Origin of the sequence: Catenuloplanes sp. NPDC051500 (assembly GCF_044454585.1) — a bacterium.
Lineage (GTDB): Bacteria > Actinomycetota > Actinomycetes > Mycobacteriales > Micromonosporaceae > Catenuloplanes.
Map to the genome: position 1 here is coordinate 130,785 of NZ_JBITDX010000014.1, position 26,470 is coordinate 157,254.

Sequence of the window (26,470 nt, forward strand, 5' to 3'; positions counted from 1 at the left end):
CCCACATCTTCCCGCTCCCGCGGTGGTCCGGCCCGCACGCTCCCGCGGGCCGCCGGTCCCGCGGTGGTCAGGGAAACCGGTGGTGGTTCGGCCGCGGGCACGGCGCCGCGCGGCACCTGGTAGAAACTCGGCGTGAGCGAACAGCCCCAGTACCCGCAGTATCCGCCGCCCTTCCAGGGCCCGCAGTCCTACCCCGGCCCGCCCGCCGGGGGTTACCAGTTGCCGCCGCCGGCCGCCGCACCGGACGGGCGGTTGCTTGCGGATCCGGGGCATCGGCTGGGGGCCAGGGTCGTCGACAGCATCGTCTACCTCGTGGTGGGCTCGATCCTGGCGGGGATCATCGGCGGCGGGCTGACCGCCCTGGTCGTCCAGATGGTGGGGGACCAGTCCAACCTGGTGCCGATCACCGGGATCGGCACGATCACCCTGGTGCTGCTCGGCTTCCAGTACGTCTACGAGGTCGAGATCCCGCTGCGGTGGAACGGGCAGACGCCGGGCAAGCGGATGCTGAAGATAGCCATGGTGTCGATCGAGCCGTACGGGGTGCTCACCCGCGGCCGGTTGACCTACCGGTTCCTTGTGGCCCTGGGCTTCACCATCCTCTCCAACTGCTACGTCGGTTTCGTGGACGCGCTGTGGTGCCTGTGGGACAAGCCCTACCGCCAGTGCCTGCACGACAAGCCGGCGAAGACCGTGGTGATCCGGCTCCAGACGCCGTAGTGGCCGCCGCCGCTGCCGGTCCGCACACCCTGGGGTTGTGGTGACCGGCGACGGCGCTGGAGCCCGCGGGAGCATGCGGACCGCAACCACAGCGGATGCGGGTATATCTGCATTTTTAGTGCTTTATGGCATTACATCGGTGGCCGTGTGGTGGCCGAGGCGGCGGTTGAGTGCGCCCGTGGCACGGACGACGGTCGCCCGGGGGAGTACCCGGGCGACCAGCGTCTGCGCGCGGTTGAACGCGCGGCCCGGGTAGGAGTTGAGGCGGCCGCGGGCGAAGTCGTCGAGCGTCCTGGTGGCGATGCGTTCCGGGGTGTCGGCGGCCCGCGGGTCGATTGTCGCTGTGGTGCCGTCGAAGAAGCCGGTGGCGACGCCGCCCGGGTGGGAGCCCATCACGCGCACGCCGCTGCCGCGCACCTCGTGGGCGAGCGCCTCCGTGAAGGACAGCACGAACGCCTTGGTGGCCGCGTATCCGGCCTGGTAGGGCATGGGCTGGAAGCCGGCGGTGGAGGAGACGTTGATGATGCCGCCGCTGCCGCGCGCGACCATCCGCCCGCCGATCTCGTAGGTGAGCGCCATCAGGCCGTGGATGTTGAGGTCGACCGACTGGCGGTGCTGCCGGTACGGCCGGTCCAGGAACGGCCCGACCGATCCCATGCCGGCGTTGTTGATGAGCAGGTCGACTGTGGTGTCGCCGAGCTCCCGGACCACCTGGGCAGGCCCGTCCGGCGCGCTGAGATCCGCGGCCAGCGTGCGCACGGCGACGGCGTGCTGTGCGCGGATCTCGGCCGCCAGTTCCTCAAGCGTCCCAGCCGATCGGGCCACCAGGATCAGGTCCGCGCCGCGGCGGGCCAGCTCGTGGGCGAAGGCGCGGCCGATGCCCTTGGACGCGCCGGTGACGAGTGCGGTAGTGCCGTTCATGGCTATTCCCTTCGAGGCTCGAAGCAAACCGTAGCATAAACTTCGAGCCTCGAAGCATCGGTACGATGAGGGTATGGACCTGCTCGCCGTGATCGCCGCCGCCTTCGAGATCGAGATGCGAAGCAACGTGCGGCGGACCGCGTTCCTCGCCGAGCACCGCCTGACACCGCCCACCGCACAGGCGCTGTGGGCGATCGACCCGCTCGAACCGCCGCCGTCGATGAAGGTGATGACGGACCGGCTGCACTGCAACGCGCCGAACCTCACCTTCATCGCGAACCAGCTGATCGACCGCGGCCTGGTGACCCGCGACGTCGACCCGGCCGACCGCCGCTCCCGGGTGCTTGAACTGACCGCCCGCGGCCGCGAGGTCCGCGACGAGCTGATCCGGGAGACGCTTGCGACAAGCCCGTACGCGGTGCTGGACCCGGAGGAACTCGCGCAACTGAACGGCCTGCTGAGCCGGGTGCTGAACGCGTCCGAGGGGTAGGCCCGCCGGGGATCCTCGTCCACCTGCCACGTGGTGACACGCCGGGCGAGCTGAGCCGGCAGCGCGGGTGGGCTCGCCTGCCCACCCGCGCGCTCAGCGGATCAGGCCGCTTCGAGGCGGACCACGATCTCCTTTGAGGTCGGCGTGTTCGACAGCTCCGCAGTGGAGTCGAGCGGCACCAGCACGTTCGCCTCCGGGAAGTAGGCGCCGGCGCACCCGGCCGCGATCGGGTACTCGACCACGCGGAACCCGGGCGCCCGGCGCTCGGTCCCGTCCTTCCACTCCGACACGATGTCCACGATCGCGCCGTCGGCCAGTCTGAGCGCCGCGATGTCCTTGCCGGACACGAAGACCACGCGCCGGCCGTTGGAGATGCCGCGGTAACGGTCGTCCATGCCGTAGATCGTGGTGTTGTACTGGTCGTGGCTGCGCATGGTCTGCAGCATCAGACGGCCCGGCGCGAGGTGACGCTCGACGATCTGGTTGACGGTGAACTGCGCCTTGCCGTCGGCGGTGGTGAAGCGGCGGCCGTCACGCGGCCCGTGCGGGAGCGTGAAGCCCTCGCGTGGCGTCACCTTGGCCTCGTAGTCGTCGAAGCCGGGCACCACCTTCGCGATCACCTCGCGGATGGCGGGGTACGACGCCGCCCACGAGTCCCACGGGAGGTCCGAGGAGAGCGTCGCCTGCGCCAGCCGGGAGATGATCGCCAGCTCGGACAGCAGGTCGGGCGAGGCCGGTGCGAGCCGCCCGGTCGACGCGTGCACGGCCGACATCGAGTCCTCGACCGTGACCGATCCGGCCGGGTCGCGCTCGGTGCGGCCCAGGCAGGGCAGGATCAGCGACACCGTGCCGGGGGTGGCGTGTGTCCGGTTGAGCTTTGTGGACACGTGCACGGTCAGGTCGCAGTTGGCGAGCGCGGCAAGCGTGACCTCGGTGTCCGGGGCGGCGGAGGCGAAATTCCCGCCGACGGCCATGAAGATCTTCGCGCGGCCGTCGCGCATGGCCCGGATCGCGTCGACCACGTCGTACCCGTGTGTTTCAGGCACCTCGATGCCCAGCTCACGGGTGAGGTTCGGGGCCCACGGCGGCGGGCGCTCGACGATGCCCATGGTGCGGTCGCCCTGCACGTTGCTGTGGCCGCGGACGGGGCACAGGCCGGCGCCGGGCTTGCCGATCATGCCGCGCAGCAGTTGTACGTTGACGACCTCGCGGATCGTCGGCACCGAGTCGGAGCGCTGGGTCAGGCCCATCGCCCAGCAGACGATTGTGGCGTCGGACTCCGCCATCAGCGCGGCGACCTGCTCGATCTGCGCCCGTTCGAGGCCGGTCTGCTCCTCGATCACCGCCCAGTCGACTGTGGCGCGAGCGCGCTCGTACTCGGCGAATCCCGCCGTGTAGTCCGAGATGAACGACGTGTCGGCGTGGGGTAGCAGCAGGTGACCGAGCGCCACGAAGAGCGGCAGGTCGCCACCGACCTTGACCGGCAGGTAGACGTCGGCAAGTGAGGTGCCCTTGCCGACCACGCCGTCCGGCTTCTGCGGGTTCTTGAAGCGCAGCAGCCCGGCCTCCGGAAGCGGGTTGACCGCAACGATCGTCGCGCCGGCCTTCTTCGCCTTCTCCAGCGCGGTGAGCATGCGCGGGTGGTTAGTGCCCGGGTTCTGGCCGACCACGATGATCAGCTTGGCCTCGTGCACGTCCTCGAGCGTGACCGAGCCCTTTCCGATGCCGATCGTCTGGGTCAGCGCGACACCTGACGACTCGTGGCACATGTTCGAGCAGTCGGGCAGGTTGTTCGTGCCGTAGGCGCGCACGAACAGCTGATACGCGAACGCGGCCTCGTTTGACGTGCGGCCGCTCGTGTAGAACACCGACTGGTCCGGCTCGACCGCGTTGAGCTGCGCGCCGATCAGCGCGAACGCGTCGTCCCAGGCGATCGGCTCGTAGTGATCGGAGTCCGCCCGCTTGATCACCGGGCTGGTCAGCCGCCCCTGCTGGCCGAGCCAGTAGTCGGACCGCCCGGCCAGGTCGGATATGGAGTGGTCCGCGAAGAACTCAGGCGTGATCCGCCGGAGCGTCGCCTCCTCGGCGACCGCCTTCGCACCGTTCTCGCAGAACTCGAAGTGGCTCCGCTTGTCCGGCGCGGGTTCCGGCCACGCACACCCCGGACAGTCGAAACCGCCGGGCTGGTTCACCTTGAGCAGGGTGAGCGCGCTGCGGCGGACGCCCATCTGCTGCTGTGCGGCGGCCAGGCCGTGCAGGACACCTGGGACACCTGCTGCCGCCTGCTTCGGCGTGCCGACGTGGAGATCACGGTCTCCGACGTCGTCGGTGGGAGCGTTCTTCGCCATGCTCACGACCTTATGCGCGGTGCGCGCCGTTTCGCACTAGTGTGCGGCGGGTTATCGACAAGACGAACCTCAAATTCGAGAAAAAGCCGCGAGGGTACGGGAGAGGAACTCGACACTCCGGCGCACCTGCTCGCCCAGGTCGGCGCCGCCGAACAGGTGATCACCGCCCGGCACCGGCACCAACTCCACAGGCGCGCCCACCGCCCGCAACGCCGCCGCCAACTCCACGCTCTGCCGGTAGCCGACCACCACGTCCTCCTCGCCGTGCACAAGCAGCATCGGCGGCGCGTCCGGGCGCACGTGCGTGACCGGGCTCGCTGCCGCCACCTTCGCCGGGGAGCCGGTCACCGGCGCGCCGATCAGCAGCGACTCCGGCGAGTCGTCCGCGTCGTGGTCGCCTGTCGCGCGCGGGTGCGAGTGGGACTGCATCGTCGCCAGGTTCGACGGGCCGTACCAGACCACCGCCGACTGCACCGCCGAGTCGCCCTCGGTCACGCCCACAGTGCCCTCGTCCAGGGACAACGCCAGCAGCGACGCCAGCAGCCCGCCGGCCGATTCACCCCACACCCCGATCCGCGACGGGTCGATGCCCAGGTCGGAGGCGTAGAAGCGCAGGTACCGTACCGCCGATTTGAGGTCGTGAAGTGGCGCCGGGAACGCGGCCTCGCCGCTCAGCCGGTAGGCCGGAAGCGCCACCGCCAGCCCGGCCGCAAGCGCCTTGCCCACGTGGTCCTCGCCGGCCAGCCAGTCGGGCACGATCTTCGGCGAGCCGTTGAGCCAGCCGCCGCCGTGCACCCACAGCACCACAGGCGCCGGGCCGTCCGCGTCCGCCGGCACCAGCAGGTCAAGCAGCAACGGCCGGAACCCCTGCTCCTGCGCCACGAACGCGTCCCGATACTCGATCCGGTCCCCCCGGCGCTCGCCCGCCGGTGGCGCGCCGAACCGGTCCCTGCCCGCATCAGCCATGTCCCGATCCTGCCACGGCGCGCGGTGAACCTCGGCCGCCCCTGCTCGTCTGTAAAGCATGCGCATCCTGTTTTCCGCACCGCCCCAGACCGGCCACCTGCTCCCCGCCCTGCCCACGCTCCACGGGCTTCGCGCGGCCGGCCACGATGTGCTGCTCGCGGGCTATGGCGGGAACCCCAGGGCGTACGACATCACAGGTCTTCCGGTCGTCGAGGTCGGCGACGGCATGACCGTCGACCAGGCCTATGCGGCGCTGCCGACCGGGAGCCGCTTCGAGACCGCCGCCGTGCTGGACGGCGAGGCGATCTTCCGCCGCCCGGCCGCGGCCAACGCGATCCTGCTCCGCCCCACGATCACCCCGCTCCTCGACGTGGTCCGCCGCTGGCGCCCGGACGTGCTTGTCTACGACCCGTTCCAGGGCGCGGTCCCGCTGGTCGCCGCGATCACCGGGCTGCCCGCGGTCGAGCACCAGTTCGGCCCGATCAACGGCCGCTCCCTGTCCGGACTGCTGGCCGGCGAGCTGGCGGACGTCTATCGGGAGCACGGCCTGGACGGTCCTGAGCGCGCGGTCAGCATCGAGATCGTCCCGCCGAGTCTGCACGCGCCGGACCCGGACAGCTGGCAGACCCGCTACGTCCCGCTGCACGGCCCCGCCACGATGCCCCACGACCTGCTCACGCCCGGTGACCGCCCGCGCGTGCTTGTCTCGTTCGGCACGATCGTCCGCGCCGATGAACGCGACCGCCGCCTCGGCACCCTGCTGCCGCTGCTCGCCGACACGGACGCGGACTTCCTGCTCCCCGGCGCCGACCTCGGCACGCTGCCCGCCAACGTGCGCCCGCTGCCCTGGATCCCGGTCACCGAGGTGCTGCGCCACTGCCGCGCGGTCATCCACCACGGCGGCGCCGGCACGCTGATGGCCGCGGTCACCTCCGCCACCCCGCAGTTGATCGTCCCGCACCACGGCGACCAGCCCTACAACGCCGACGTGGTCACCAAGGCCGCCGTCGGCCTCACCGCCCCGACCACCACCGACATCGACGCCGCCCTGCTCGCCACGCTGCTCCACGACGATTCCCTGCTGCACAACGCATCGGCGCTCCGCGACGAGAACGCCCGCCAGCCGGCCCCGGCCACGCTTGCCGAGCGCTTCGAGTGGCTCTGCGCCTGACGGTTCTGGACTGTCCGAGCGGCTATTCCAGGCCCGCGCGGAGTGCGCGCATCGCGTAGTGGGCGCGGGACTTGACGGTGCCGACCGGGAGGCCGAGTCGCTGGGCGATGTGGGACATGGACTCGCCGTGCAGGTGCAGGTCCACCAGGAGCGACCGGTGCGACTCGCTCAGGCGGGACAGCGAGGTGCGGAAGGCCTGGGCGGCGAGCGCGGCGCCGATCTCGTCGGTGCGGGATGGGAGCCACTCCAGCGCGACCGGGGAGACCTCGGCCGGGCGGGCACGGCGCAGGCGGGCCGCGTCGATGACCAGGCGGCGTGCGACCGTCAACAGCCAGCGCCGGGTGCCGGTCTCGTCGTCGGGGAGCGTGTCGAGATGCCGCCAGGCGCGCAGCATCGTCTCCTGGAGCAGGTCCTCGGCCAGGTCGGGGTCGCGCGTGAGGGCGCGCAGGAACCGCAGGACGTCCCGGGCGTGGGTGTCGTGGAGCGCGGTCATCGTGGTCATGGTCCGACCGTAGGAACCTGCGATCGCGGCCCGAATGACAAACGAATGCCGCTGTGGGGGACGCGTGCCTCCGGCAGATGGTCATGAACGTTCCCGGCTCTGCGCCGCGGCGGGGTCCGGTGGCGGTGCGGGTGCCGTGGTGCGGCGGCCGTAGGACACCCGCCGGACAAGTGTTTCGAACGGGCCGCGCAGGCCCCGGCGACGCATCAGGTCCGCGGCCAGCACTGTGGACAACCAGGTCGCGGCCGCGACAAGCGCGGTCCCGGTCACGGACAGCGTGCCGGACAGGTCGAGCCGGAACGGCGTGAACAGCACGCCTCAGGTGACCGACTGCATCAGGTAGCACGCCGGCGCGCCGCGCGAGCACCCGCCTGGCGCTTGTGGGATGTCGGCGGGCGATCTGGGCCACGCCGTATCCGAAGAGCAGCCCGAAGAGGGGGAAGGCCCGGCCGTCCACGAAGGTGGCCAGCAGCCACGTCACCGCCGCGTCAACCGTGGGCACGTCCTGCGGATATCCGCCGAGCACAGTCGTACCCCGGAGGAAGTAGTGGGTGTTGGCAAGCGCGATGAAGAGCAGCATGAAACCGCGGGCCAGGTCTGGCCCGAGGGCGCGCTCCTGGGCGCTCGTCGGCCCGTCGATCTGCATGAGGTGACGGTAGGGAAGCGTCGATGTGGGTCGCATCGGCCAGAAGTCGATGGCCGCATCTACCAAAGAGCCGTTTGGCCGATGCGGGGCGGGGGATATTCAGATCATGGGTTTCCTGAGCAAGCTCAAGAAGAGGCGGGACGACGAGCGCGAGCGTCGCAGGACCGAGGCCACGCTGAAGGCGGCCTCCCTCGGCGCCACCCCGGAGCAGGCCCGGCGGGCCGGTGACCGGGCGGCGAACGGCACGACGAACGCCGCCATCCTCGGAGCGATCAGCAGCTGACCCCGTTCGAGAGGCGGGCACCCCCGGGTGCCCGCCTCCTCAGCCTGCCGCCTCGAGCACCTGTTTTGATCTCGACGATGCCGCGCTCGACACCGCCAGCCGGAATGAGCTGTCGAACCGCCCGTCACGTGACCAGGCCGTTGCGGTAGGCGTAGACGACCGCCTGGACGCGGTCGCGGAGGCCGAGCTTGGTGAGGATGCGGGAGACGTAGGTCTTGACGGTCTCGTGGCTGATGACCAGGGCGGTCGCGATCTCGCTGTTGGAGAGGCCGGTGGCGAGCAGCCGCAGCACCTCCAGCTCACGGGCGGTCAGCGGCACCGAGGGGGAGGCGTCGGCCGGGCGGATGCGGGCGGCGTACCTGCCGACGAGCTGGCGGGTGACCTCCGGGGCGAGAAGTGCGGCGCCGGCCGCCACCGTGCGGATGCCGTGCAGCAGCTGGGCGGGCGGTGCGTCCTTGAGGAGGAAGCCGCTCGCGCCGGCCCGGAGCGCCTGGTAGACGTACTCGTCGAGGTTGAAGGTCGTCACGACGAGCACTTTCACCGGATAGTGGACCCCCGCCCCGGCCAGCAGCCGGGTCGCCTCGATGCCGTCGAGTCCGGGCATGCGGACGTCCATGACCACCACGTCCGGCCGCAGCGAGGAGGCGAGGTCGACAGCTGCCCGGCCGTCTCCGCACTCCGCGACGACCTCGAGGTCCGGCTGGGCGCCGATGATGGTGGCGAACCCGGTTCGGATCAGGGGCTGGTCGTCGCAGATCAGCACGCGGATCATGAGGCACCGCCGGCCGGCAGCCGTGCGTCGACTGTGAAACCACCGCCCGTCACCGGCCCGGCGGAGAACGTGCCGCCCAGCGACTCGACCCGTTCGCGCAGCCCGTCGAGCCCGCGTCCGCTGCCGCCGGGTGACGCGGCCCCGGACCCCGACCCGTCGCTGCTGATCCGCACGTGTACCTCCGACATCAGGGTGCGCACCGTGACCACAGTCCGGCCGCCGTGGTCGTATTTGAGCGCGTTCGTCAGCGCCTCCCGCACCACCCGGTAGACGAGCACGTCGTCCGGGACGGCTCCCTCCGAGATCAGCTCCACCGGCTGGCCGGCCCGCCGCGTCTGTGCGACAAGCGCCCGCAGTTCGCCGCCGTGGCCGGGATTGAGCAGGTCGAGCAGGTGCCGCAGGTCGGTGATCGCCTGACGGCCGGTGTCGGTGACCGCGGTAAGCGTCTCGTCAAGCCTGTCCGGCACGGCGGTCAGGTACCGGGCGGCCTCGGCCTGCACCACCATCGCTGTCACATGGTGTGTGACGACGTCGTGCAGCTCGCGGGCGATGCGGGTGCGTTCGGCCTCGCGGGTCGCCTCGGCGATGAGCCGGCGCCGGTCCGCCTCGGCCGCCCGGGTCCGCCGCAGCCACGCGCCGACCGCCCACATCGCGGCAAGCAGCGCGTAGAGCAGCGCATAGTCGGCGAGGCTGTCGGTCGGGCCGAGCCGGGCAAGCGCGACGCCGAGGACCAGGAACGCGGCGGTCGCCACGATCACTGTCGCGGCCCGGTGCACGCCCACGTAGGCGCCGGCGCTGATCAGCGCGATCGGGAGCGCGATGCCGCCGACCGTGTGGTAGCCGAAGAGCTGGTCGAACGCGAAGCCGGTGCAGACCAGCGCGAGGCTCAGCGCGGGCCACTTCCGGCGCAGCGCGAGCGGCAGGCACTCGACCGCGATCACCAGCACGCCGAGCAGGTCGTAGTCGCGGGTCGGCATCAGGTCGCCGATCCTGGTCCCGTGCCGGTGCCAGGCCGGGACCAGCGCGGCGGCGGTCAGCAGCAGCGCGAACGGCAGGTCCCGGACCGTGACGTCGAGCCGCCGCCACCGGTCCCGCAGTGCGATCACCCGGCGAGCTTAGAAGACGCCACAGACCAGCGAGGCGCGACCACTGTGCCGCGCCGGTGCGCCATCCACAGGAACACGGCGGTGACAAGCACGCCCACCAGCACTGTCGACAGGCTCGCCTCCGGCCCGAACGCGCCACCGGTGATCCACGCGTTTCCGCTTGTCGACGCGTCGAGCAGGCCCTTCGGCGTACCGTTTCCGGACACCTCGGTGCTGAAGATCGCGGACGCGGTCACGTTCCACCCGAAGTGCAGGCCGATCGGCAGCCACAGACTGCGGGTGGCGATGTAGGCCGAGGTCAGCATGCCGCCGCCGGCGACCGCGACGCAGAACGCGCCCCACAGGTCCGCGTTCGGGTTCGTCAGGTGCACCGCGCCGAACACGGCGGCGGACAGCACGAACGCGAGCCAGGTCCCGAGCAGCCGCTCCACGTGCCGGAACAGCACGCCACGGAAGAGCAGCTCCTCGGTGACCGCGGCCCCGGCCATGAATCCGGCCAGTCCCACCGCATTCGCCGGCTCGTCGCTCAGGCCGTGGATCGTGTAGGCCCCGTTGGCCGCGATGTTGCCGATGACCGCGGCGAACAGCGCCGTGCCGAGCAGCAGGCCGCGCGTGATCCCGGAGCCGGCCGCCCGCGGAAGCGCCTCGGTCACCTCGCGCTTCTCGGTCCAGCGCACCACCCAGTAGTAGACAAGCGTCGCGAGCACCGCGGTGACCACGCCGACCCCGAGCGTCAGCCACACGTTGTCCTGCGCCACCAACAGCGCCTGACCGCCGACGAATGAGACCGCGGCGACCGCGATGAGCTGCACTACAAACCGCATGACGAGCCTTTCGCACGATTCGCGGCCACCGATGGCCGCGAGCTGCGACAAAAGCTACGGATCGTCGCGCCGCACGTCGTCACGCCGCGGAGGACACTTGCGGTAGCTCTCCCGAGCGACAAGCCGACAACGGATTTCCCGCTCCCGCGCTGGTCCGGCCCGCATGCTCCCGCGGGCTCGCCGCCCGCCGGGGACCGGTTCAGAGCAGAAGAACGGCGGCCGACAATCGGTGCGAAGTCAATTCGGCCGGTGTGCGGAATCGTGGCGGTGCTTCGCAATCAGGTGCCAGTAAACGAAGCCGGCAAAGCGCAGCGACCGGGCGATCGAGTGGTAGAACAGATCCTTCACGACCCCTATGACGGTGCACGCGGACAACGGCTCGACGAATGTGACCCGGGATATGGGGTGTGTGTCCTGCGTCATAGGAGCGCACTTCCGGCCGGGCCCGCGCATCCTGGCCGCATGACCGACGCACTACTCGACGATCTGGCCCCGCAACTGGCCCTCAATCGCACCTACTGGCTCGGCTGGAACGGCGGCTCCGGCGACCCGGACGCGGACCTGCCCGTCTACCGCACCGGCATCCCGCACGCGCTGCTCAACGGCGTGGCCCGGGTACGCGGCCTGCCGATCAAGGAGGCGATCGAGGAGGCCCACGAGCGCCTGGCCGGCACCCGCTGGATCTGGTGGGTCGGCGCGGACAGCGATCCCGGCACCGCGGAGGCCCTCGAAGCCCACGGCGCCACCGCGGCCGGCAGCGTACCGATCATGGCCCGCGACCTGACCGCGCTGCCCGGCGTGCCCACCGTGGACGGCCTGACCATCGGCGAGCCGGGCGACCTGCACGACTACGTGCGCGGCTACGCGGCCCCGAACGGCCTGCCGGAGGACGCGCTTGACCTCGTCACCGAGCGGGAGGCAGGCTACCGGCCGCCGCGCGGCACGCTGGTCCGGCTGGCCGGGCGGATGGACGGCCGTACCGTCTCCACCACGTCCGTGCTTATCGACGGCGACGTTGCGGGCCTGTTCTGCGTGGCCACGCTTGCCGCCTACCAGCGGCGCGGCATCGCCTCCGCGCTCACCGCCGTGGCGCTGCGCACCGCCCGGGACGCCGGCGCGCGCGTGATCACCCTGCAGGCCAGCAGCCAGGGCGAACCTGTGTATCAGCGTGCGGGCTTCCGTACCGTCGGCGATTATCGGTTCTTCCGGTTCTGAACTGTGGTGTGCCGCGGTCCCGGGGGAGGCCGCGGCACACCGCGCGTCACGGCAGTTCGCAGCCCGGGGCCGGGGCGTCCCGGGAGAGCGGCGCGCCGATCGGCAGCGCGTAGAGCACGTCCAGGATCACCTGCTCGGAGCCCCGGTTCATGCCTATGTGGACGTGGCCGGGCCCGTCCGGCTCGACGATGAACTGGCCGGCGCGGTAGTAGTCGCGCGGGCCCGGTACATCCTCGGAGCACGTCGCGTCGTAGTGGTGGAGCTGCCCCTGCACGACGCGGGCGTAGAGCATCCCGTCGTGGTAGTGCCAGCCGGTTGCGGAGTCCTCGCCAAGGTAGACCAGGCGGTGGACGTAGTGCTTCCCGAACGCGTCCCACTCAGCGAGGATCGTGCCGGAAACCTCGCCGGTCGCCGGGGTGGCCTGTGCCACCCCGGCCGTGCCGAGCGTGAGGGCCGCCGCGGCCGCCGCGATGACCGCGGTACGCCGTGCGTGTCGCTTCATTCTCACGTGCTCCTCCTAGATGGGGGACCTGACACCGGGGTTAGACGTGCGCGACGGCCCGAGGTTCACCACCGCAGCGGAAGACCGTCCACGAACGTCAAAAGCCGCTCGGCGATCAGCCGGTGGTCCGCAAGCGACGGATGCCAGTGACAGCCGCCGTAGTCCAGGCCCTCGCCCGGGTAGTGCCACAGCCGGACCAGGTCGGCACGCTCGGACACCACGCGCGCGGCCTCCTCGGCGAAGCCCGGCGCACCGTCCGTGCTGCTCACCACGATGACGGCGCGCTCGCCGTACCGGGCCCGCAGCAGGTCCAGGAAGCCGTGGTACGCCTCGCGGTACGCCGTGGCGCGGGACTCCGGCGTCCACGGCTCACCCGGGTTGATCGCTGTGGAGAAGTCGTTGATGCCCAGACCGACCACGACCAGCTGCGGCCGCCACGAACGCGGCCGGGCCCACACGTCCCCGTTCACGGCCAGCAGCGCACGGTCGTAGTAGGTGCGGTAGCTGGTCCCGGGCTCGCCGCCGTTGTAGTTGCGGACCATGCCACGCCCGGAGAACGCGTTCAGCTGGTAGTCCGCGCCAAGAGTGCGGGCGGACAGCGCGCCGAAGCTCCGATCAGCGTTCGTGGTCCGGTTGACCTCGTCGCCGGTGCAGTCGCGGGTGGTGGACTCGTTGCCGTACCCGGCCGTGTAGGAGTCGCCGATGAACTCGATCTGCCGCGGGCGTGCCCTCGGCGCCGGCAGAATGTCGCCGGTGAATCCTTTGAAGGCCCCCGACGCCCACGGGCTCTCCGTGCGTTTCACCACCCTGACCGTGTGCGTGCCGGGCGTCAGCCCGTCGACGCGGTGGGTGACCGCACCCGGCATCACAAGCGTTGCGACAGTCACCCCGTCGACCGCCACGTCATAGTCGTTGGCCGCGTCGTCAAGCACGATGCCGACACCCGTGCCCCGGAACCGGCCCTCGAAGTAAACGCCCGGCCAGCTGTACCGCAGCACGCCGCCGTCCGCGACGACCCGCCCGGCGGTGTGGACCTGTGCCCTGGGCGGCGCCGCGGTGGACGGCGCGACGGCGAGCGATGCGATGACCAAAAGATTGATGAACATAAATCTAGAGGGTACGCCGTGCCGCCGCCCCGATCCGCCCGGCATGGAAGGATGATCTGGTGAAGTCGGCGCTCGCGGTCCTGGTAATGCAGCTCAGCGGCGTGATGCTGTTCAGTGGCGGGTTCGCCGCCCCGGGGCCGGAGCCGGTGTGCACGGTCGGGGACGGTCGGCTCGCCGAGCTGTCCGGGCTCGCTGCCACCGCGGACGGCTACGTCACGGTCAACGACGGCGCTGACGACCCGGCCGCCCGCCGGATCTTCTTCCTGGACGCGGCCTGCGACGTGGCACGCGCGGTCGCCTACCCGTCCGAGCCGCGCGACACCGAGGATCTCGCGCTCGCCCCGGACGGCACGGTCTGGGTCGGCGACATCGGCGACAACGACAGCGTGCGTGAGACGGTCGGCCTGTGGCGCCTCGCCCCCGGCGCCAAGCAGCCCGAGCTGCGACGCCACACCTACCCGGACGGCGCGCACAACGCGGAGGCGCTGCTCCTCGACGGCGACGGCACCCCGATCATCGTCACCAAGGACCCGATCCGGGCCGGCCTGTACGTCGCGGACGGTGACGTGCTGCGCAAGGCCGGCTCGTTCCGCATCCCGGACACGTCGACAGCCAACCCGTTCGGCTTCGCCGGGCGGCTTGTGGTCACCGGCGGCGCTGTCTCACCTGACGGCACCCGGGTGGTCCTGCGCACGTACGCGGACGCGTTCGAGTTCCCGGTCGTGGACGGCGACGTCGTCAAGGCCGTCACCGAGGGCACCCCGGAGCGCATCCCGCTGCCGAACGAGCCGCAGGGCGAGGCGATCACCTACAGCCCGGACGGAAAGGCCCTGCTCACCGTCTCCGAGGGCGACGACCAGCCGATCCTCCGCTACGCCTCGGTCGTTCCGGCACCGTCGCCCTCCGCGTCCCCGTCGCCGTCCCCCTCCGCCGAAGCGGCACCGGCTCAGGACTCCACCACCGCCCGGATCGTCGTGGCCGCCGGTGCGGGCGTGCTTGTGCTCGGCGCGCTCGCGTTCGGTCTGGCCCGGCGCCTCCGGCGGCGCTGACCTGCAACAAACCTGCACACCCGAGTTATTGACCGGCGTGTATCACCGGGTGAAGTATCCGACGTAGAAGATCCGTCCCGGAGGCCGCCGGAAACGCCCCGTGGACGCACGCCGTCTCCCGTGCCGGAGACCGTTTCCACGTCCGGCGGCGCTCCGCGTTGCGACAAGGAGAAACCCACCCATGGCTCCAGTTCCCCATGCCCTCGCACGCCGCCGGCTGGCGGTCGCCGGAGGGGTCGCCGCGCTTGTCACCGCCGCGCTCGCGGTGACCGTGACAGGTGCGGACGCGGCCACGGTGTTCACCGCCGACTTCGAGAGCGGCAGCACAAGCGGCTGGTCGAAGTCCGGCGGCACCTGGACCGTCACCGCGGACGGCTCGCAGACGCTCCGGCAGACCAACGCGGGAAGTGAGAACGCGCGCGAGTTCGCAGGCGACGCGTCCTGGACCGACTACACCGTGTCCGCGCGGGTCAAGCCGCTGTCGTTCGGCTCCGGCGGCGTCGTCGGGCTGCTGGCGCGCGCCACCAGCTCGACCACCTACTACCGGCTGGCGCTGCTGCCCGGCAACCAGGCCCAGCTGCAGGCCGTGAACAGCGGCAACGTCACAGTGCTCGGCACCGCGTCCCGGACGGTCGCGACCGGCAGCTGGTACACGCTCAGTCTCACTGTCACCGGCGGCACGGTGAGCGGCAGCGTGGACGGCGCTGCCGTCGGCTCCGGGACCAGCACTGTCGCGTCCGCCGGGCGGATCGGGCTGCAGACGCTGTTCGCGTCCGCGGGCTTCGACGACGTCACGGTCACCACCGGTGGCGGCAGCACGCCCACGCCGACCACGCCTGCTCCGACAACTCCCGCCCCGACCACCCCGGCCCCGACGACGCCGCCGGTCACCACGCCGCCGCCCGCGGGGAATGCGCTCTACGCGTCACCGACCGGCAGTGCGACCGCGGCCGGGACGATCGCGGCGCCGACAACCGTCGCGTCCGCGATCACCCGGATCGGCGCGGGCGGCACCATCTACCTGCGCGGCGGCACCTACAGCTCGTCCGCGACCCTCACGATCGCGGCCGGTAACAACGGCACGTCGTCCGCGCGGAAGACGCTCCAGGCGTACCCCGGCGAGACTCCGGTGTTGAATTTCTCCGGCCAGGCCGAGGACCCGGCGGCCCGTGGGCTCGCGGTCAACGGCAACTTCTGGCGGGTGTACGGGATCGTCGTCGAGCGCGCCGGTGACAACGGCATCTTCGTCGGCGGCAGCAACAACATCATCGAGCGCGTGATCACCCGCTACAACCGGGACAGCGGCCTGCAGATCTCCCGGATCGCCGCGGACACGCCGAACAGCGCGTGGCCGGCGAACAACCTGATCCTCAGCTCCGAGTCGCACGACAATGCGGACTCGGACGGCGAGGACGCGGACGGCTTCGCGGCCAAGCTGACCGCCGGGCCGGGCAACGTGTTTCGCTACACGGTGTCGCACAACAACATTGACGACGGCTGGGACCTCTACACCAAGTCGGACACCGGCCCGATCGGCACGGTCACCATCGAGGACTCGCTCGCCTACAGCAACGGCACGCTGTCGAACGGCACCACGAACGGCAACGGCGACCGCAACGGCTACAAGCTCGGCGGCGAGGACATCGGCGTCAACCACACGGTGCTGCGCAGCGTGGCCTACAAGAACGGCAAGCACGGGTTCACCTACAACAGCAACCCGGGCAGCATGACGATCTCGAACAACCTGAGCATCGACAACACCGAGCGCAACTTCAACTTCGACGCCGGCAGCTCGGTGTTCCGGAACAACACGTCCTGCCGCAGCGGCAGCGGCACCAACGACCGGATCATCGGCAACTCGGACAGCTCCAACCAGTTCTGGTCCGGGTCCAACGGCTCCCGGTGCGCGAACTACACCGGCGCCCTGGCCTGGTCCTTCGCCTCGGACGGGCGGCTGGTCATGACGCTCGGCGGCCGTACCGTGTCGCTGTAGCACCACGGCCTACCCGACCGCTCGCCCTCAGATGACCGCGTGCCGGTATCTGAGGGCGAGCGGCGTCAGATCCGGCTCGCCGAACTCCCCGCGGAGCGCGTCGAAACGGCCCGGCTTGTCCGCTCCGAACCGCAGGATCGACGCGGCGAACGACTCGGCGGTGTTGAACACCGGCGGCGTCTTCTTGCTGTGGAACTTGTCCGCGTACATGACCAGCCGCTCCTCGGGCGTGGTCGCCAGGTAGTCGGCCGGTGGCAGCGGCAACCCCTGCGCCAGCACGTCCTCCCGGCTGATGCCGACCCCGGTGTGATGCGCGCAGATCCGGCACAGCGCGTCCGGAAGCCCTTCCTCGCGCAGCAGCTCCTCGCCGCGCAGCCCGTGCGTGACGTAGTTGCGGCCGTCCAGCCGCCCGTCCACGCCGTAGAGCCGGTAGACGCCGATGTCGTGCAGCAGACAGCCGGCCCGTACCAGCGGGCGGTCGAGATCGTGGTCCTTCAGCCCGTCCATCAGCTGCTCCGCGATCGCGCAGACGATCTCACAGTGCGTCCACACCGTCTCGAACGCCTCGGCACTCGGCGCGTGCCGCTCGTGCAGGCCCCGGATCTCACTGTCACTCGGAATGATCACACCCCATTCTCGGCCATCCGCGTACGGCGCCGCCGCGCTGGTCAGAGGTTCTGTGCGATCCGCGACCGCAGTTGCCGGTGCCGTGTGCTGAGCTCGGTGGTGTCCGGCAGGTAGGGAATGCCGTTGTGGTCGGTCCAGGACTCGCGGCCGACGTACTCGTCGATCTCGGCGCGGGCGAACTGGTCGAAGTACTCAAGCGCAGTACGTACAGTGGTTGCGGCGTTGACCGAGTCTCCGAGCTACCGGAGGATCGCCGCCTCGATCAGCGCGGCCGCGCAGGCCTCCTCGTAACCCTTGACCTCGCGTGACCGCCGGATGTTCCCGACCACGATGAGGTGCCAGAGCAGGCCCTGCTGGCCCCGGGCATAGTCCCGCTAGGTGCGATGCACCCGGTCCAGCGCGCTGTGGGCGCTGTTGAGCTCGTCCCGCGCGCGTGACGGGTTCCGCGCCGCGTTGTCGATGTGCGCCCTCGCGGTCTCGTACTCGCGTCCGGCGTGGCCTTTCAAGGTCTCCTGCGTGTCCGACACGAAGTCGTTGATGGTCCGGTAGATCCGGTGTGCCTTGAGGGTCAGTTGCAGGGCGGTGTTCAGGTCCATCAGCTGCTCCGAGTCATCTGCCGAGGAAGACCGAGACGGCCACGCGGGCGACGTCGCCGGCCGTGCGGGAGCCGGTCCAGCGGGTTACGGCGTCACCGAACCGGTCGCTGATGCTGCGTTCGTGCGCGGCGGCGGCCTTCACGGTCTCGTTGCTGCCCCGGTCACCGGCCTCGGACACCTCCTTCCGCCGGACGAAGTACCGATACTCGTCCGCGGTGAGCTGGTGGATCCGGGCCTCCAATTCGGCGATGTGCTTCCGCTCCCGCGCCGACCGTTTGCGCTGCTTCTCGACGGCGCGGGCGGCGGCGGTGCTTACCGCGTCGCGCCACGGCGGCAGTGTGTCGCCGGGCAGCCCGGCCAGGACCGCGCCAAGCACGCCGTATAGGTTCCAGCCGCTCAGCGCGTCGTACGGCACGACCTGCGCGAGCGTGAACGCGTGGTTGCGGGTTCCGGCGCGGAGATCGGACAGCAGGGCGGCGCGGGCCTCCTCCACCCGGGCCCGGCCCTCCGGATCGAGCGGGCCGCCGAGCCCGGCCATCTCGACAGGCATCAGCTCGCCGTCGATTTCCACGTTGAGCATGCTCAACCGGTTGAACGCGATGACGATGCGTTCCGCCGGGACGCCGCACCCGAGCAGCAGCGTGACGGTGCGCAGCGTCGGCAGACTCGCCGGGCGGGGCGGCGTCGTGACCACTATGAAACCGTGCGCGCCCTCGACCCGCCGCCGGTACATGTCACGGTATTCGCGGTCCCGTTCCTTGGTGTCGCCGAGCCCGGGCAGATCGACGACGTCGAGGTGCTCGCCGTGCGACTCCCACTCGTACAGTTCGTCCTGTGCTGTGCCGCGGGAGAAATGGCCGACCGCGCCGACGTCCGCGCCGAACAGCGTGTTGATTGTCGTCGTCTTTCCGGCGCCGATGCCGCCGCAGACGATGACGCACGGTTTCCGTTTAGTCGGAAGGCTTGCGCGGTGCTGGTCGATGACGTCGCGGATCTGTTCCTGGCTCGGTGCGGTCATGTTCCGTACCTCCTTTTCAACGCAGTGTCCGCAGGGCGCGGCCGAGCAGGGGGTGCACATTCCACCCGGTCACGGCGTCGTACGGGACCACCTGGTGGCCACCGAACAAGGCGCCGGTAGCGTCCCGCAGACTGCTGACGAACTCTGCGGCCGCGCGGTCTGCCGCCGCCCTAAACTCAGGCTTGGCTGGTCCGTCCTGTCCGATCTCCAGCGGCACCAGGTCGTGGTCGGTCTCCACGTTGATCAGCGTCAGCCGGTTGAGTCCGAACACGATTCGCTCGGGCCGGACACCGTGTTTGAGCAGCGCCTTCACCGCCCGCAGCGTCGGTAGTGAGGCCGGCCGGGGTGGGGTGACGACAACGATGAACGCGTCGGCGCCGCGCAGCCACCGGCGGTAGGACGATGTCGAGGTCTGGTCGCGGTCCTTGGAATCACCAAAGCCGGGCATGTCGACCAGGACGATGTGCCGCCCTCGCGTACCCCATTTGTAGTATTGCGGCCGGTCGGTGCCGCGGGCGAGATGTCCGACCGCGCCGACCTGCCGGCCGAACAGCGTGTTGATTGTTGTCGTCTTTCCGAGCCCGGTGCCGCCCGAAATGATGAATGTAGGCTTGCGTCGTCTGCACCGATATCTACGAACATCATCGATGAATGCGTCTCGCGCCATGTCGGTCATGTCGCCACCATCCGTCGGCGGATTCCGGGGCACCCGAAACATACGCCGGAAGTCATGTCGGAATGGTGCGGATAACGGTCTGAATCACATGACCGTACGGATCCGGCCGGTGCCTGATCGGCATGCGTGACGGGGCGACGGGGACTCGGACGCCCGGCTCGGAACCCGGGAATCTGCCCGGCTTAGAACTCCAGGTACATGAGGTGCAGGCCGACGCGGCCACGCGTGGGGTGGGCGAACGACCGCGGGACCGTGCCGAGGATCTCGAAGCCGTGGCGCTGGTAGAGGCGCACCGCAGTGGTGTTCGACTCGGCCACCGCGTTGAACTGCATGCCGGCGTAGCCGTGGCCGCGTGCCCAGTCGAGCGCGAAACGGCACAGCGCGTCACCGACGCCCCGCCCGCGCGCGCCGGCCGCGACCATGAAGCTGGCCGTCGAGACGTGGGCGCCGGGACCGGACCGGTTCGGGCCCATCTTCGCGGTGCCGAGCACCTGCCCGTCCTCGGCGGCGACCGCGGTCAGCCCGGGAGGCGCCTCGATCCACACGGCTCTGGCCTGCTGCTCCGTCATGTCCGGGTCGAACGGGAACGTCGCGGCCTCGCGCACCACGTCGTGGATGATCGTCCAGACCTGTGTCCAGTCGCCGTCGTCGTATTCACGTACCTGCACGGTCTGACTCTAGCGTTGGTCTTTCCTGGCCGGACGCGGAACCGGTGCCCGCGGGAGCGTGCGGGCCGGACCACCGCGGAAGCGGGAAAATCTGGTGGTAAGGGGTGTGCGGGCGCCCGCTTGAGGGCGGGCGCCCGGGGTGTCAGCTTCCGTCGATGCCGAAGATGGCGAATTCGAGCGCGTCCGCCTGCTGTGCCACCTGGTAGCACCGCGCGGCGAGCTGCTGGGTGGACGTGCCGGCAAGCGGCGTGAACGACTGCGTGACGATCTGCGGGACGCCGGTCGGGCCGGTGACCAGCGCGACCCGCCCGTAGCCGGGATGTCCGGCGGCGCGCAGCAGCGTCTCCGGCGTGATCAGCGGCGAGGTCGGGCCGACGTCGGCCTCCATGCCGCACAGCGTCACGCCCTCGGCGAACGGATCCGTGCCGTCGATCAGAAAGATCTGGACCACGTGGGTACGCCCGGCGGGCAGCGGAACCGTGATGTCCACGTGGTTGTCGTGCTCGGCCCAGCCCGCGCCGAGCCGTTCCGCGATCGTCGGCATGCGCTGCTTGAGGCGGCCGATCCTGCCCGACGCGACCGCGGCCGGCGCGAGGCCGGAGGAGGCGTTGGCCGGGTTCGGCGGCAGTGGCGCGTCGGTGAGCAGCCACTCCTTGATCAGGTCGTCGAGGCCGACGTCGGAGTCGCGGCCCTCCTCAAGGAAGTCGATGGCGCGCTGCAGCGTAACCGGGCGTCCCCAGCCGGCGACAAGCGGGTGGCCGCCGAGCGCGGCACGCCAGGCGGGGGCGTAGGCGCCGACGTAGCAGGCGCCGAGCACCATCAGCCGCAGCCCGGGGGAGACCGTCGCGGTGTCCACGTCGGAGAGCGTGACGAGCGTGCCGTCGCAGGTCTCCAGGCTGCCGTCGGCGCCGCCGTGCGAGCTCCAGTAGATGCCGGCCGGGACGAGGTCGTCGAGGCCGCGGCCGGCGACCGCGTCCAGCAGGTCGTCGCGGGTGGCCTGGGTGTCGACGACCACTGTGTAGCCGGCCCCGCGAAGCACTGCCACGTCGTCGTCGATCTCGGCGAGCTCCGCGGCCATCATGCCGGGGTCCTGGGTGCCGGCGGTCTTGTAGCCGAACAGGAACAGGAACGCCTTGCCGTCGCCGATCCCGGCTGCGGTGGGCGCGTGGACCTTGCGGGCGGCCGGGTCGTCGCTGCGTGCGTCCCCGGTCCAGTGCTTGGGGCCGGGCTTGCGGTCCGCCCAGTCGGCGGGGACGAAGACCTCGGTCATCAGAAGTCGTCCCGCTCGGAGTGCTGCTTCTCAAGCGTGTCCGCGGTGGTGGCAAGCGCGCGCAGCGGCAACGCGAACTCATCCGGATCCAGCGTGGACAGCGGTGCCTGGTGGATCAGGAAGTAGTCGCCGTCCGCGTCGGTGGCGAGCGCGCCGATGGTGAAGTCCTCGTTCTTCCGGAGCGCGGCCCGCGGCGACATCTCGTCCGCCTTGCAGACGTAGCTGCGGAACTCCACCCAGTCCTGCTCGCAGTACGAGAAGTGACGGACCGAGATCTGCTGGGAGCGCCCGGACTCGTACTGCCAGATGAGCGCGAACCCGTGATCGTCCTCCTTCGTCAGGCGGTAGGCGGTGCGCGCGTGCTCGCGAAGCTCGTGCCATGTCGGCATGTGGTGTGGTCCTTCTGAACGGTGATCGGACGGCGCAGCCTAACGTGCGCCGATCGACGGATCGTCTACAACGTCGACGCGTCAAGCACCAGCCGGTAGCGGACGTCGGCCGCGTCCAGGCGCGCGAACGCCGTACCCATCTGATCCGCGTGGATGATCTCGGTTTCCGCCTCGATCCCGTGTGCGGCGCAGAAGTCGAGCATCTCCCGGGACTCGGCAAGGCCGCCGATTGACGAGCCGGCCACCCGGCGGCGCCAGGTGATCAGGTGCCCGGCTGGGACGCTCAGCGGTGCCGGGGGCGCGCCGGCCATCACCAGCGTGCCGTCCACATCGAGCAGGTCGAGCAGCGGCGCCTGGTCGGTGACCGCGGAGACGGTCGAGATGATCAGGTCGAGCGCGGCGCGGGGCGCGTCCGCCACGGTGTGCAGCGCGGCCGCGCCGAAGCGGCGGGCATCGGCCTCCCGCGCGTGATCGCGGCTGAGCACTGTGACCCGCGCGCCCATCGCGGCGGCCAGCTTGACGCCGAGGTGGCCGAGCCCGCCCAGCCCGGCGATCGCGACCCGGGTGCCGGGGCCGGCCCGCCACTCACGCAGCGCGGAGAACATGGTGAGGCCCGCGCACATCAGCGGTGCCGCGCCGGCCAGGTCAAGCGTGGCCGGCAACGGCAGCACGAAGTCCTTCGGACAGCTCGCTCGCGTTCCTCACCACCCGCTCGTCCCCGGCCCGCCCTTGAACGGCCCGGCGATCCCCTCGGTGATCCAGCCGCCGTAGAAGTCGCCCTCCTGCGCGCGTACCACCTCGCCGTCCACCCGGCACTCGTCGACCCGGCTCGGATAGAACGCGACCGCGCCGGTCATCGCGCCGTACCCTGGCGTCGGCTCCTGGTAGGACCAGCCGGCCTGCGCCACCCGCGAGCCCGGCGTCACCAGGTCCCAGTAGCTCGCCCAGCCCTTGAACTCGCAGAACGAGCGGCCCTCGCCCGGCTGCAGCAGCCCGTCCGTGATGTCGGCCCGCGGGATGTAGTAGACCGGCGGATGCGACGTCTCCAGCACCCGCCAGCAGTTCACGCTCTCCGCGACAAGCACGCCGCCGTGGGCGACGGTCACCCGCGCGCCGGTCCGCTCCAGGCGCGGCGGTCGCGGGTAGTCCCACACCGATTCCACAGTCATGATCCGAGGGTACGGCGCACCGGTGCCAGGTCCGGCAACCGCGCGACGGCTCACGGCCTGAATGTCCGCCGGTACGCCTCGGGTGGCAGTCCGAGGTGCGTGGTGAAGTGGCGGCGCAGGGTGGTGGAGGTGCCCATGCCGGTGCGGCCGGCGATCTGCTCGATGCTCAGGTCCGTGGTCTCGAGGAGCTCCTGCGCGTGGCGTACCCGCTGGGTGAGGAGCCAGCGCAGCGGGCTCGTCCCGGTCACCGCGTGGAAGTGGCGGGCCAGGTTGCGCGCGCTCATCCCCGCCTGCCGGGCCAGGTCGGTGACGCTGAGCGGCCGGTCGAGGCGGGCCAGCGCCCAGGGGAGCAGCGCCCCGAGCACGTGGTCGCGGCCGTGGGTGACCGGCGCCGGAATGAACTGGGCCTGGCCGCCCGGCCGGTGCGGGGGTACGACAAGCGTGCGGGCCAGCGCGTTCGCGACCGCGGTGCCGTGGTCGGCGCGAACCAGGTGCAGGCAGAGGTCCATGCCGGCGGCCTTCCCGGCGGAGGTGAGCACATCACCCTCGTCGATGTAAAGGACGTCGGGATTGACCCGTACCGCCGGATGCCGTGCTTGCAGAAGATCTGTGTGCGCCCAGTGCGTGGTGGCCCGGCGGCCGTCCAGGAGCCCGGCTGCGGCGAGCACGAACGCGCCTGTGCAGAGCGACGCCACCCGGGCGCCGGCCGCGTGCGCGGTGCGGACCGCGTCGACGAGCGCCGGCGAGACCGTCGAGAGGTCGCCGATCGACGGCACGATCACTGTGTGCGCGCCGGCCAGCGCGTCCAGGCCGTGCCGGATCCCCGCGGTGAGCCAGCCGCCGACCCGTGCGCCGTCGTCGCCGCAGACGGTCAGGTCGTACCACGGTCGTGCCAGGTCCCGGTCGACGCCGAACACCTCGCAGGCGGCGGCCAGCTCGAACAGCGGCGTGCCGTCCGTGACGGCCACGGCGACGGTGGTCATGTCCGAAACTGTACGGGTCGCGTCGTTCCGGACACTGTCCCGCGCCGGCCACACCCATCAGGCTTGTCGTCATGACGAAGCGAGTAGCCGTCCTCGGCAGCACCGGCCACACCGGCGGATTCGTGATCGCGGAGCTGCGCCGGCGCGGCCTGACGCCGATCCCGTGCACCCGTGACACCGACCTGGACCACGCGTTTCAGCAGGCCGACGCCGTGATCAACTGTGCGGGCCCGTTCGTTGCCACAGCCGCGCCCGCAATCGACGCGGCGATCCGGGCCGGGCTCCCCTACCTGGACGTGACAGCGGAGATCGAGGTGGTGACCGACACGCTCACCGCCTACGCGGACGCGCCCGTCCCGATCGTCCCCGCCGCCGCGTTCTTCGGCGGCCTCGCCGACCTGCTGGCCACCGCCACACACCTACCCCACACCGAGAAGATCCTCATCGGGTACGCGCTGAGCAGCTGGCATCCCACGCCGGGCACCCGGGCCACCGGCCGTGTCTCCGCCCAGCGCCGCGACGGACGCCGGATCGCCTACACCGGCGGCCGCCTGCGCCTCCTCGACGGCGACGCCCCGCACACCGAGTGGACGTTCCCGCCCCCGATCGGCACGCGGCAGGTGATTGGCGAGTTCACCATGGCGGACAGCGCCACCATCCCCACCCACCTGGACACCCCCGAGATCGCCACGTTCATGACCACGAACGCGGTCGCCGACCTGCGTGCCTCAGGCGCGTTCACCGACCACGGCCAGTCGTTCCTTGTCGAGGTGGTCACCCGCTCCGCGTCCGGGGAACGGCGTGCAGTCGCGCGCGGCCACGACATCTACGCGATCACCGCACCCCTTGTCGTCGAGGCGGCCACCCGTCTCCTCGCCGGTCACGGCGCCACCCCGGGCGTAGCCTCCCTCGGCGCCCGCTTCGACCCCGCCGACTTCCTGACCGCGATCGGCCTGGACTGTTTCGACAGCTCAGGGTCGCCGGTGTGACATCGGTGCACGCCCTGCCCAACCGTCCCACAGCCGCTTCCGGCCGGTTCCGGGAGCCGGATCGGCGACAGGAACGGGGACGGGAGCGGGGTGGCACGGCAGGCTGGGCGGGGGTGATGGACGCGATGACCGTGGAGTTCCAGGTGCTTGAGGACGTCGTCGTGCGCATCGGTGGGCGTGCGGCCGGCGCCGGCCGCCGGGCGCTCGAGCTGTTCCGGGACATGGGGGACCGGCACGCCGAGGGCCTCGTGCTCGCCCACCTGGGCGATACGCACGAGGCCGCCGGTGAGGTGACCGCCGCCCGCGGGGCCTGGCGCGCCGCCGAGCGGATCCTCGACGACCTCGGCCACCCGGAGGCCGAATCGCTACGCGCCAAGCTCCGCGCAGCGCCTCAGGCCGTGCCCGTTGTCCGGCCCGCAGACGGCGATCGCGATGACGCGCCAGTCCGGCGCGTACGCGTCGTTCTCCACGCCCTGGACGCGCACCGAGGTCAGCGCCGGGCTCGGCACCATGTCGGTGATCGACACGACGCCGCCGCCGTTGACGATCCGGCCGGCGGCGCCGTGCACGAGCGTGCCGGCCGGGCAGACCGCGACGCTTGACTTGGTGTCCGAGTCGGTGATCGACGGCGTCGAGACCACTGTGGCGCCCGGCACTGCCTGCGCGGTGGACGGCACGCCCAGCATGGCGGCGCCCAGCACAGCCAGCATGATCAGCGCGCGTCGCCGTACCCCCTGATGGGTTGTCATTGTCTGTTGTCCCCTCCTGTGGCGGCGCCCAGCCGTGGGTCGCCGGTGATGAGCCAAGGGTCGGCCCCGCCACGTGAGGGATCCTTCGGTGAAGCGTGAATGCCGTCTAGGACGGCCAGCCCGCGCTGTTGTTGCCGGACTCGCGGGAGATGCCGGAGCCGGTGTCGGGCCAGTCGCCGTCGACGCGCTCGCTGTGCAGGTGGGCGAAGAAGTAGCACATCGACTCGCACTCGCCGTCCAGCACCGCCATCCGCGGATCACGCCGGACCGCCTGGTAGAACTCGCGGCCGAGTGCCACGATGTGGCCGCGCGCGTAGAGGAAGCCGTCGTCGGAGCCGTCGGTCACCTCGTGGATGTCGGCGCGGTCGAGGTCGTAGAGCGCGCGCTCCACGACCCGGTCCAGCGCGGTCAGCTCCGCGGGTGAGAGGTCTGCGCTTGCGGCCCGCAGCCGCTCCAGGAACCGGTCAAGCCAGGCGTCGATCGCGTAGAGCTGCTCGCTCTCCGCGTCGGTGGACGGGTCGCGGGTCAGCAGGGCACGCCGGAGCGCGGCCGGCTCGTCGCCCAGCTCGGCCCACGCGCCCTCGACCAGCGCCCAGAACCGGTCCTCTTCCTCAGCGGTCGGGAGTCGTCCCGCGGATGTCTCAGTCACACGCGCACGCTAGCGCCGACCCCCGACATTTTCGGCCGGTGGGCGAAACCGGCTAAGACAGGTGGCGTCGGTG

30 protein-coding genes are annotated in these 26,470 nt (G+C 71.0%); 8 read left to right on the top strand and 22 right to left on the bottom strand.

Annotated elements, in window-relative coordinates:
• Positions 1 to 132 precede the first annotated feature (132 nt).
• Positions 133 to 720: an RDD family protein gene (locus ACIA8K_RS26480; RefSeq protein ID WP_396063788.1), complete on the top strand. Its 588-nt coding sequence runs from the start codon at positions 133 to 135 to the stop codon at positions 718 to 720.
• A gap of 123 nt (positions 721 to 843) precedes the next feature.
• Here ACIA8K_RS26480 and ACIA8K_RS26485 read toward each other — a convergent pair whose 3' ends face one another.
• Positions 844 to 1,641, bottom strand: coding sequence for an SDR family NAD(P)-dependent oxidoreductase (locus tag ACIA8K_RS26485; RefSeq protein ID WP_396063790.1), 798 nt, complete (start codon positions 1,639 to 1,641; stop codon positions 844 to 846).
• A gap of 73 nt (positions 1,642 to 1,714) precedes the next feature.
• Between ACIA8K_RS26485 and ACIA8K_RS26490 the strand changes: the two genes are divergently transcribed.
• Complete coding sequence (locus tag ACIA8K_RS26490) at positions 1,715 to 2,131, top strand: MarR family winged helix-turn-helix transcriptional regulator (RefSeq protein ID WP_396063792.1); 417 nt, start codon at positions 1,715 to 1,717, stop codon at positions 2,129 to 2,131.
• Between the two features lie 101 nt (positions 2,132 to 2,232).
• Here ACIA8K_RS26490 and ACIA8K_RS26495 read toward each other — a convergent pair whose 3' ends face one another.
• Positions 2,233 to 4,479 carry an FdhF/YdeP family oxidoreductase gene (locus ACIA8K_RS26495; RefSeq protein ID WP_396063794.1) on the bottom strand — a complete coding sequence of 749 codons (2,247 nt, stop codon included), beginning with the start codon at positions 4,477 to 4,479 and terminating at the stop codon, positions 2,233 to 2,235.
• Positions 4,480 to 4,548: 69 nt separating this feature from the next.
• On the bottom strand, positions 4,549 to 5,445 hold the full coding sequence (locus tag ACIA8K_RS26500) for an alpha/beta hydrolase fold domain-containing protein (protein ID WP_396063796.1): 897 nt from the start codon (positions 5,443 to 5,445) through the stop codon (positions 4,549 to 4,551).
• Positions 5,446 to 5,503: 58 nt separating this feature from the next.
• Here ACIA8K_RS26500 and ACIA8K_RS26505 point away from each other — a divergent pair, with 58 nt between their 5' ends.
• Complete coding sequence (locus ACIA8K_RS26505) at positions 5,504 to 6,616, top strand: glycosyltransferase (RefSeq protein WP_396063798.1); 1,113 nt, start codon at positions 5,504 to 5,506, stop codon at positions 6,614 to 6,616.
• Positions 6,617 to 6,638: 22 nt separating this feature from the next.
• On the opposite strand, the gene ACIA8K_RS26510 is transcribed toward ACIA8K_RS26505, so the two are convergent.
• Both ACIA8K_RS26510 and ACIA8K_RS26515 read right to left on the bottom strand, forming a co-directional pair.
• A complete protein-coding gene (locus tag ACIA8K_RS26510) occupies positions 6,639 to 7,118 on the bottom strand; it encodes a sigma-70 family RNA polymerase sigma factor (protein ID WP_396063800.1) in 480 nt (159 codons plus the stop codon).
• Positions 7,119 to 7,199: 81 nt separating this feature from the next.
• On the bottom strand, positions 7,200 to 7,433 hold the full coding sequence (locus ACIA8K_RS26515; RefSeq protein ID WP_396063802.1) for a DUF418 domain-containing protein: 234 nt from the start codon (positions 7,431 to 7,433) through the stop codon (positions 7,200 to 7,202).
• A gap of 437 nt (positions 7,434 to 7,870) precedes the next feature.
• Here ACIA8K_RS26515 and ACIA8K_RS26520 point away from each other — a divergent pair, with 437 nt between their 5' ends.
• The gene (locus ACIA8K_RS26520; protein WP_396063804.1) at positions 7,871 to 8,047 is read left to right on the top strand and encodes a hypothetical protein; all 177 of its coding nucleotides are present in this window, start codon (positions 7,871 to 7,873) and stop codon (positions 8,045 to 8,047) included.
• Between the two features lie 124 nt (positions 8,048 to 8,171).
• Here ACIA8K_RS26520 and ACIA8K_RS26525 read toward each other — a convergent pair whose 3' ends face one another.
• From ACIA8K_RS26525 to ACIA8K_RS26535, 3 genes are read right to left on the bottom strand one after another with little or no spacing between them, the layout of a single operon-like run.
• A complete protein-coding gene (locus ACIA8K_RS26525; RefSeq protein ID WP_396063806.1) occupies positions 8,172 to 8,819 on the bottom strand; it encodes a response regulator in 648 nt (215 codons plus the stop codon).
• On the bottom strand, positions 8,816 to 9,925 hold the full coding sequence (locus ACIA8K_RS26530; RefSeq protein WP_396063808.1) for a sensor histidine kinase: 1,110 nt from the start codon (positions 9,923 to 9,925) through the stop codon (positions 8,816 to 8,818). Before ACIA8K_RS26530 ends, ACIA8K_RS26525 begins: the two co-directional genes overlap by 4 nt.
• Positions 9,922 to 10,749, bottom strand: coding sequence for a lysostaphin resistance A-like protein (locus ACIA8K_RS26535; protein WP_396063810.1), 828 nt, complete (start codon positions 10,747 to 10,749; stop codon positions 9,922 to 9,924). The genes ACIA8K_RS26530 and ACIA8K_RS26535 overlap by 4 nt, the downstream gene beginning before the upstream one ends.
• 462 nt (positions 10,750 to 11,211) lie before the next feature.
• Here ACIA8K_RS26535 and ACIA8K_RS26540 point away from each other — a divergent pair, with 462 nt between their 5' ends.
• The gene (locus ACIA8K_RS26540) at positions 11,212 to 11,964 is read left to right on the top strand and encodes a GNAT family N-acetyltransferase (RefSeq protein ID WP_396063812.1); all 753 of its coding nucleotides are present in this window, start codon (positions 11,212 to 11,214) and stop codon (positions 11,962 to 11,964) included.
• A 46-nt stretch (positions 11,965 to 12,010) separates the two neighbouring features.
• On the opposite strand, the gene ACIA8K_RS26545 is transcribed toward ACIA8K_RS26540, so the two are convergent.
• A complete protein-coding gene (locus ACIA8K_RS26545; RefSeq protein ID WP_396063815.1) occupies positions 12,011 to 12,466 on the bottom strand; it encodes a cupin domain-containing protein in 456 nt (151 codons plus the stop codon).
• Between the two features lie 65 nt (positions 12,467 to 12,531).
• Complete coding sequence (locus ACIA8K_RS26550; protein WP_396063817.1) at positions 12,532 to 13,572, bottom strand: SGNH/GDSL hydrolase family protein; 1,041 nt, start codon at positions 13,570 to 13,572, stop codon at positions 12,532 to 12,534.
• Between the two features lie 59 nt (positions 13,573 to 13,631).
• Between ACIA8K_RS26550 and ACIA8K_RS26555 the strand changes: the two genes are divergently transcribed.
• Together ACIA8K_RS26555 and ACIA8K_RS26560 are read left to right on the top strand one after the other, a co-directional pair.
• Entirely contained in the window at positions 13,632 to 14,621 is a 990-nt protein-coding gene (locus ACIA8K_RS26555; protein ID WP_396063820.1) for a hypothetical protein, read from the top strand.
• Between the two features lie 181 nt (positions 14,622 to 14,802).
• The gene (locus ACIA8K_RS26560; RefSeq protein WP_396063822.1) at positions 14,803 to 16,614 is read left to right on the top strand and encodes a LamG-like jellyroll fold domain-containing protein; all 1,812 of its coding nucleotides are present in this window, start codon (positions 14,803 to 14,805) and stop codon (positions 16,612 to 16,614) included.
• Between the two features lie 27 nt (positions 16,615 to 16,641).
• On the opposite strand, the gene ACIA8K_RS26565 is transcribed toward ACIA8K_RS26560, so the two are convergent.
• The 10 genes from ACIA8K_RS26565 to ACIA8K_RS26610 all read right to left on the bottom strand — a co-directional run bounded on the left by ACIA8K_RS26565 (position 16,642) and on the right by ACIA8K_RS26610 (position 24,010).
• Entirely contained in the window at positions 16,642 to 17,241 is a 600-nt protein-coding gene (locus tag ACIA8K_RS26565) for an HD domain-containing protein (protein ID WP_396063824.1), read from the bottom strand.
• 374 nt (positions 17,242 to 17,615) lie between these two features.
• On the bottom strand, positions 17,616 to 17,837 hold the full coding sequence (locus tag ACIA8K_RS26570; protein WP_396063826.1) for a hypothetical protein: 222 nt from the start codon (positions 17,835 to 17,837) through the stop codon (positions 17,616 to 17,618).
• 13 nt (positions 17,838 to 17,850) lie between these two features.
• On the bottom strand, positions 17,851 to 18,855 hold the full coding sequence (locus ACIA8K_RS26575; RefSeq protein WP_396063828.1) for a GTPase: 1,005 nt from the start codon (positions 18,853 to 18,855) through the stop codon (positions 17,851 to 17,853).
• Positions 18,856 to 18,871: 16 nt separating this feature from the next.
• Positions 18,872 to 19,531, bottom strand: coding sequence for a GTPase (locus ACIA8K_RS26580; RefSeq protein ID WP_396063830.1), 660 nt, complete (start codon positions 19,529 to 19,531; stop codon positions 18,872 to 18,874).
• 182 nt (positions 19,532 to 19,713) lie between these two features.
• Positions 19,714 to 20,199 (bottom strand): GNAT family N-acetyltransferase, encoded by a 486-nt coding sequence (locus tag ACIA8K_RS26585; protein WP_396063832.1) that lies wholly within the window; start codon positions 20,197 to 20,199, stop codon positions 19,714 to 19,716.
• Between the two features lie 142 nt (positions 20,200 to 20,341).
• Positions 20,342 to 21,469 carry a hypothetical protein gene (locus ACIA8K_RS26590; RefSeq protein WP_396063834.1) on the bottom strand — a complete coding sequence of 376 codons (1,128 nt, stop codon included), beginning with the start codon at positions 21,467 to 21,469 and terminating at the stop codon, positions 20,342 to 20,344.
• Positions 21,469 to 21,858 (bottom strand): hypothetical protein, encoded by a 390-nt coding sequence (locus ACIA8K_RS26595; RefSeq protein WP_396063836.1) that lies wholly within the window; start codon positions 21,856 to 21,858, stop codon positions 21,469 to 21,471. The genes ACIA8K_RS26590 and ACIA8K_RS26595 overlap by 1 nt, the downstream gene beginning before the upstream one ends.
• Positions 21,859 to 21,923: 65 nt before the next feature.
• Positions 21,924 to 22,529, bottom strand: coding sequence for a zinc-binding dehydrogenase (locus tag ACIA8K_RS26600; protein ID WP_396063838.1), 606 nt, complete (start codon positions 22,527 to 22,529; stop codon positions 21,924 to 21,926).
• A gap of 30 nt (positions 22,530 to 22,559) precedes the next feature.
• A complete protein-coding gene (locus tag ACIA8K_RS26605) occupies positions 22,560 to 23,027 on the bottom strand; it encodes a DUF427 domain-containing protein (RefSeq protein ID WP_396063841.1) in 468 nt (155 codons plus the stop codon).
• A gap of 50 nt (positions 23,028 to 23,077) precedes the next feature.
• A complete protein-coding gene (locus tag ACIA8K_RS26610; protein ID WP_396063843.1) occupies positions 23,078 to 24,010 on the bottom strand; it encodes a GlxA family transcriptional regulator in 933 nt (310 codons plus the stop codon).
• Between the two features lie 71 nt (positions 24,011 to 24,081).
• On the opposite strand from ACIA8K_RS26610, the gene ACIA8K_RS26615 reads away from it, so the two are divergent.
• Positions 24,082 to 24,999, top strand: a complete 918-nt coding sequence (locus tag ACIA8K_RS26615; protein ID WP_396063845.1) for a saccharopine dehydrogenase — start codon at positions 24,082 to 24,084, stop codon at positions 24,997 to 24,999.
• 365 nt (positions 25,000 to 25,364) lie between these two features.
• Here ACIA8K_RS26615 and ACIA8K_RS26620 read toward each other — a convergent pair whose 3' ends face one another.
• Both ACIA8K_RS26620 and ACIA8K_RS26625 read right to left on the bottom strand, forming a co-directional pair.
• Positions 25,365 to 25,748 carry a hypothetical protein gene (locus ACIA8K_RS26620; protein ID WP_396063847.1) on the bottom strand — a complete coding sequence of 128 codons (384 nt, stop codon included), beginning with the start codon at positions 25,746 to 25,748 and terminating at the stop codon, positions 25,365 to 25,367.
• A 106-nt stretch (positions 25,749 to 25,854) separates the two neighbouring features.
• Entirely contained in the window at positions 25,855 to 26,397 is a 543-nt protein-coding gene (locus ACIA8K_RS26625; RefSeq protein ID WP_396063849.1) for a DUF4240 domain-containing protein, read from the bottom strand.
• Between the last annotated feature and the right edge of the window lie 73 nt (positions 26,398 to 26,470).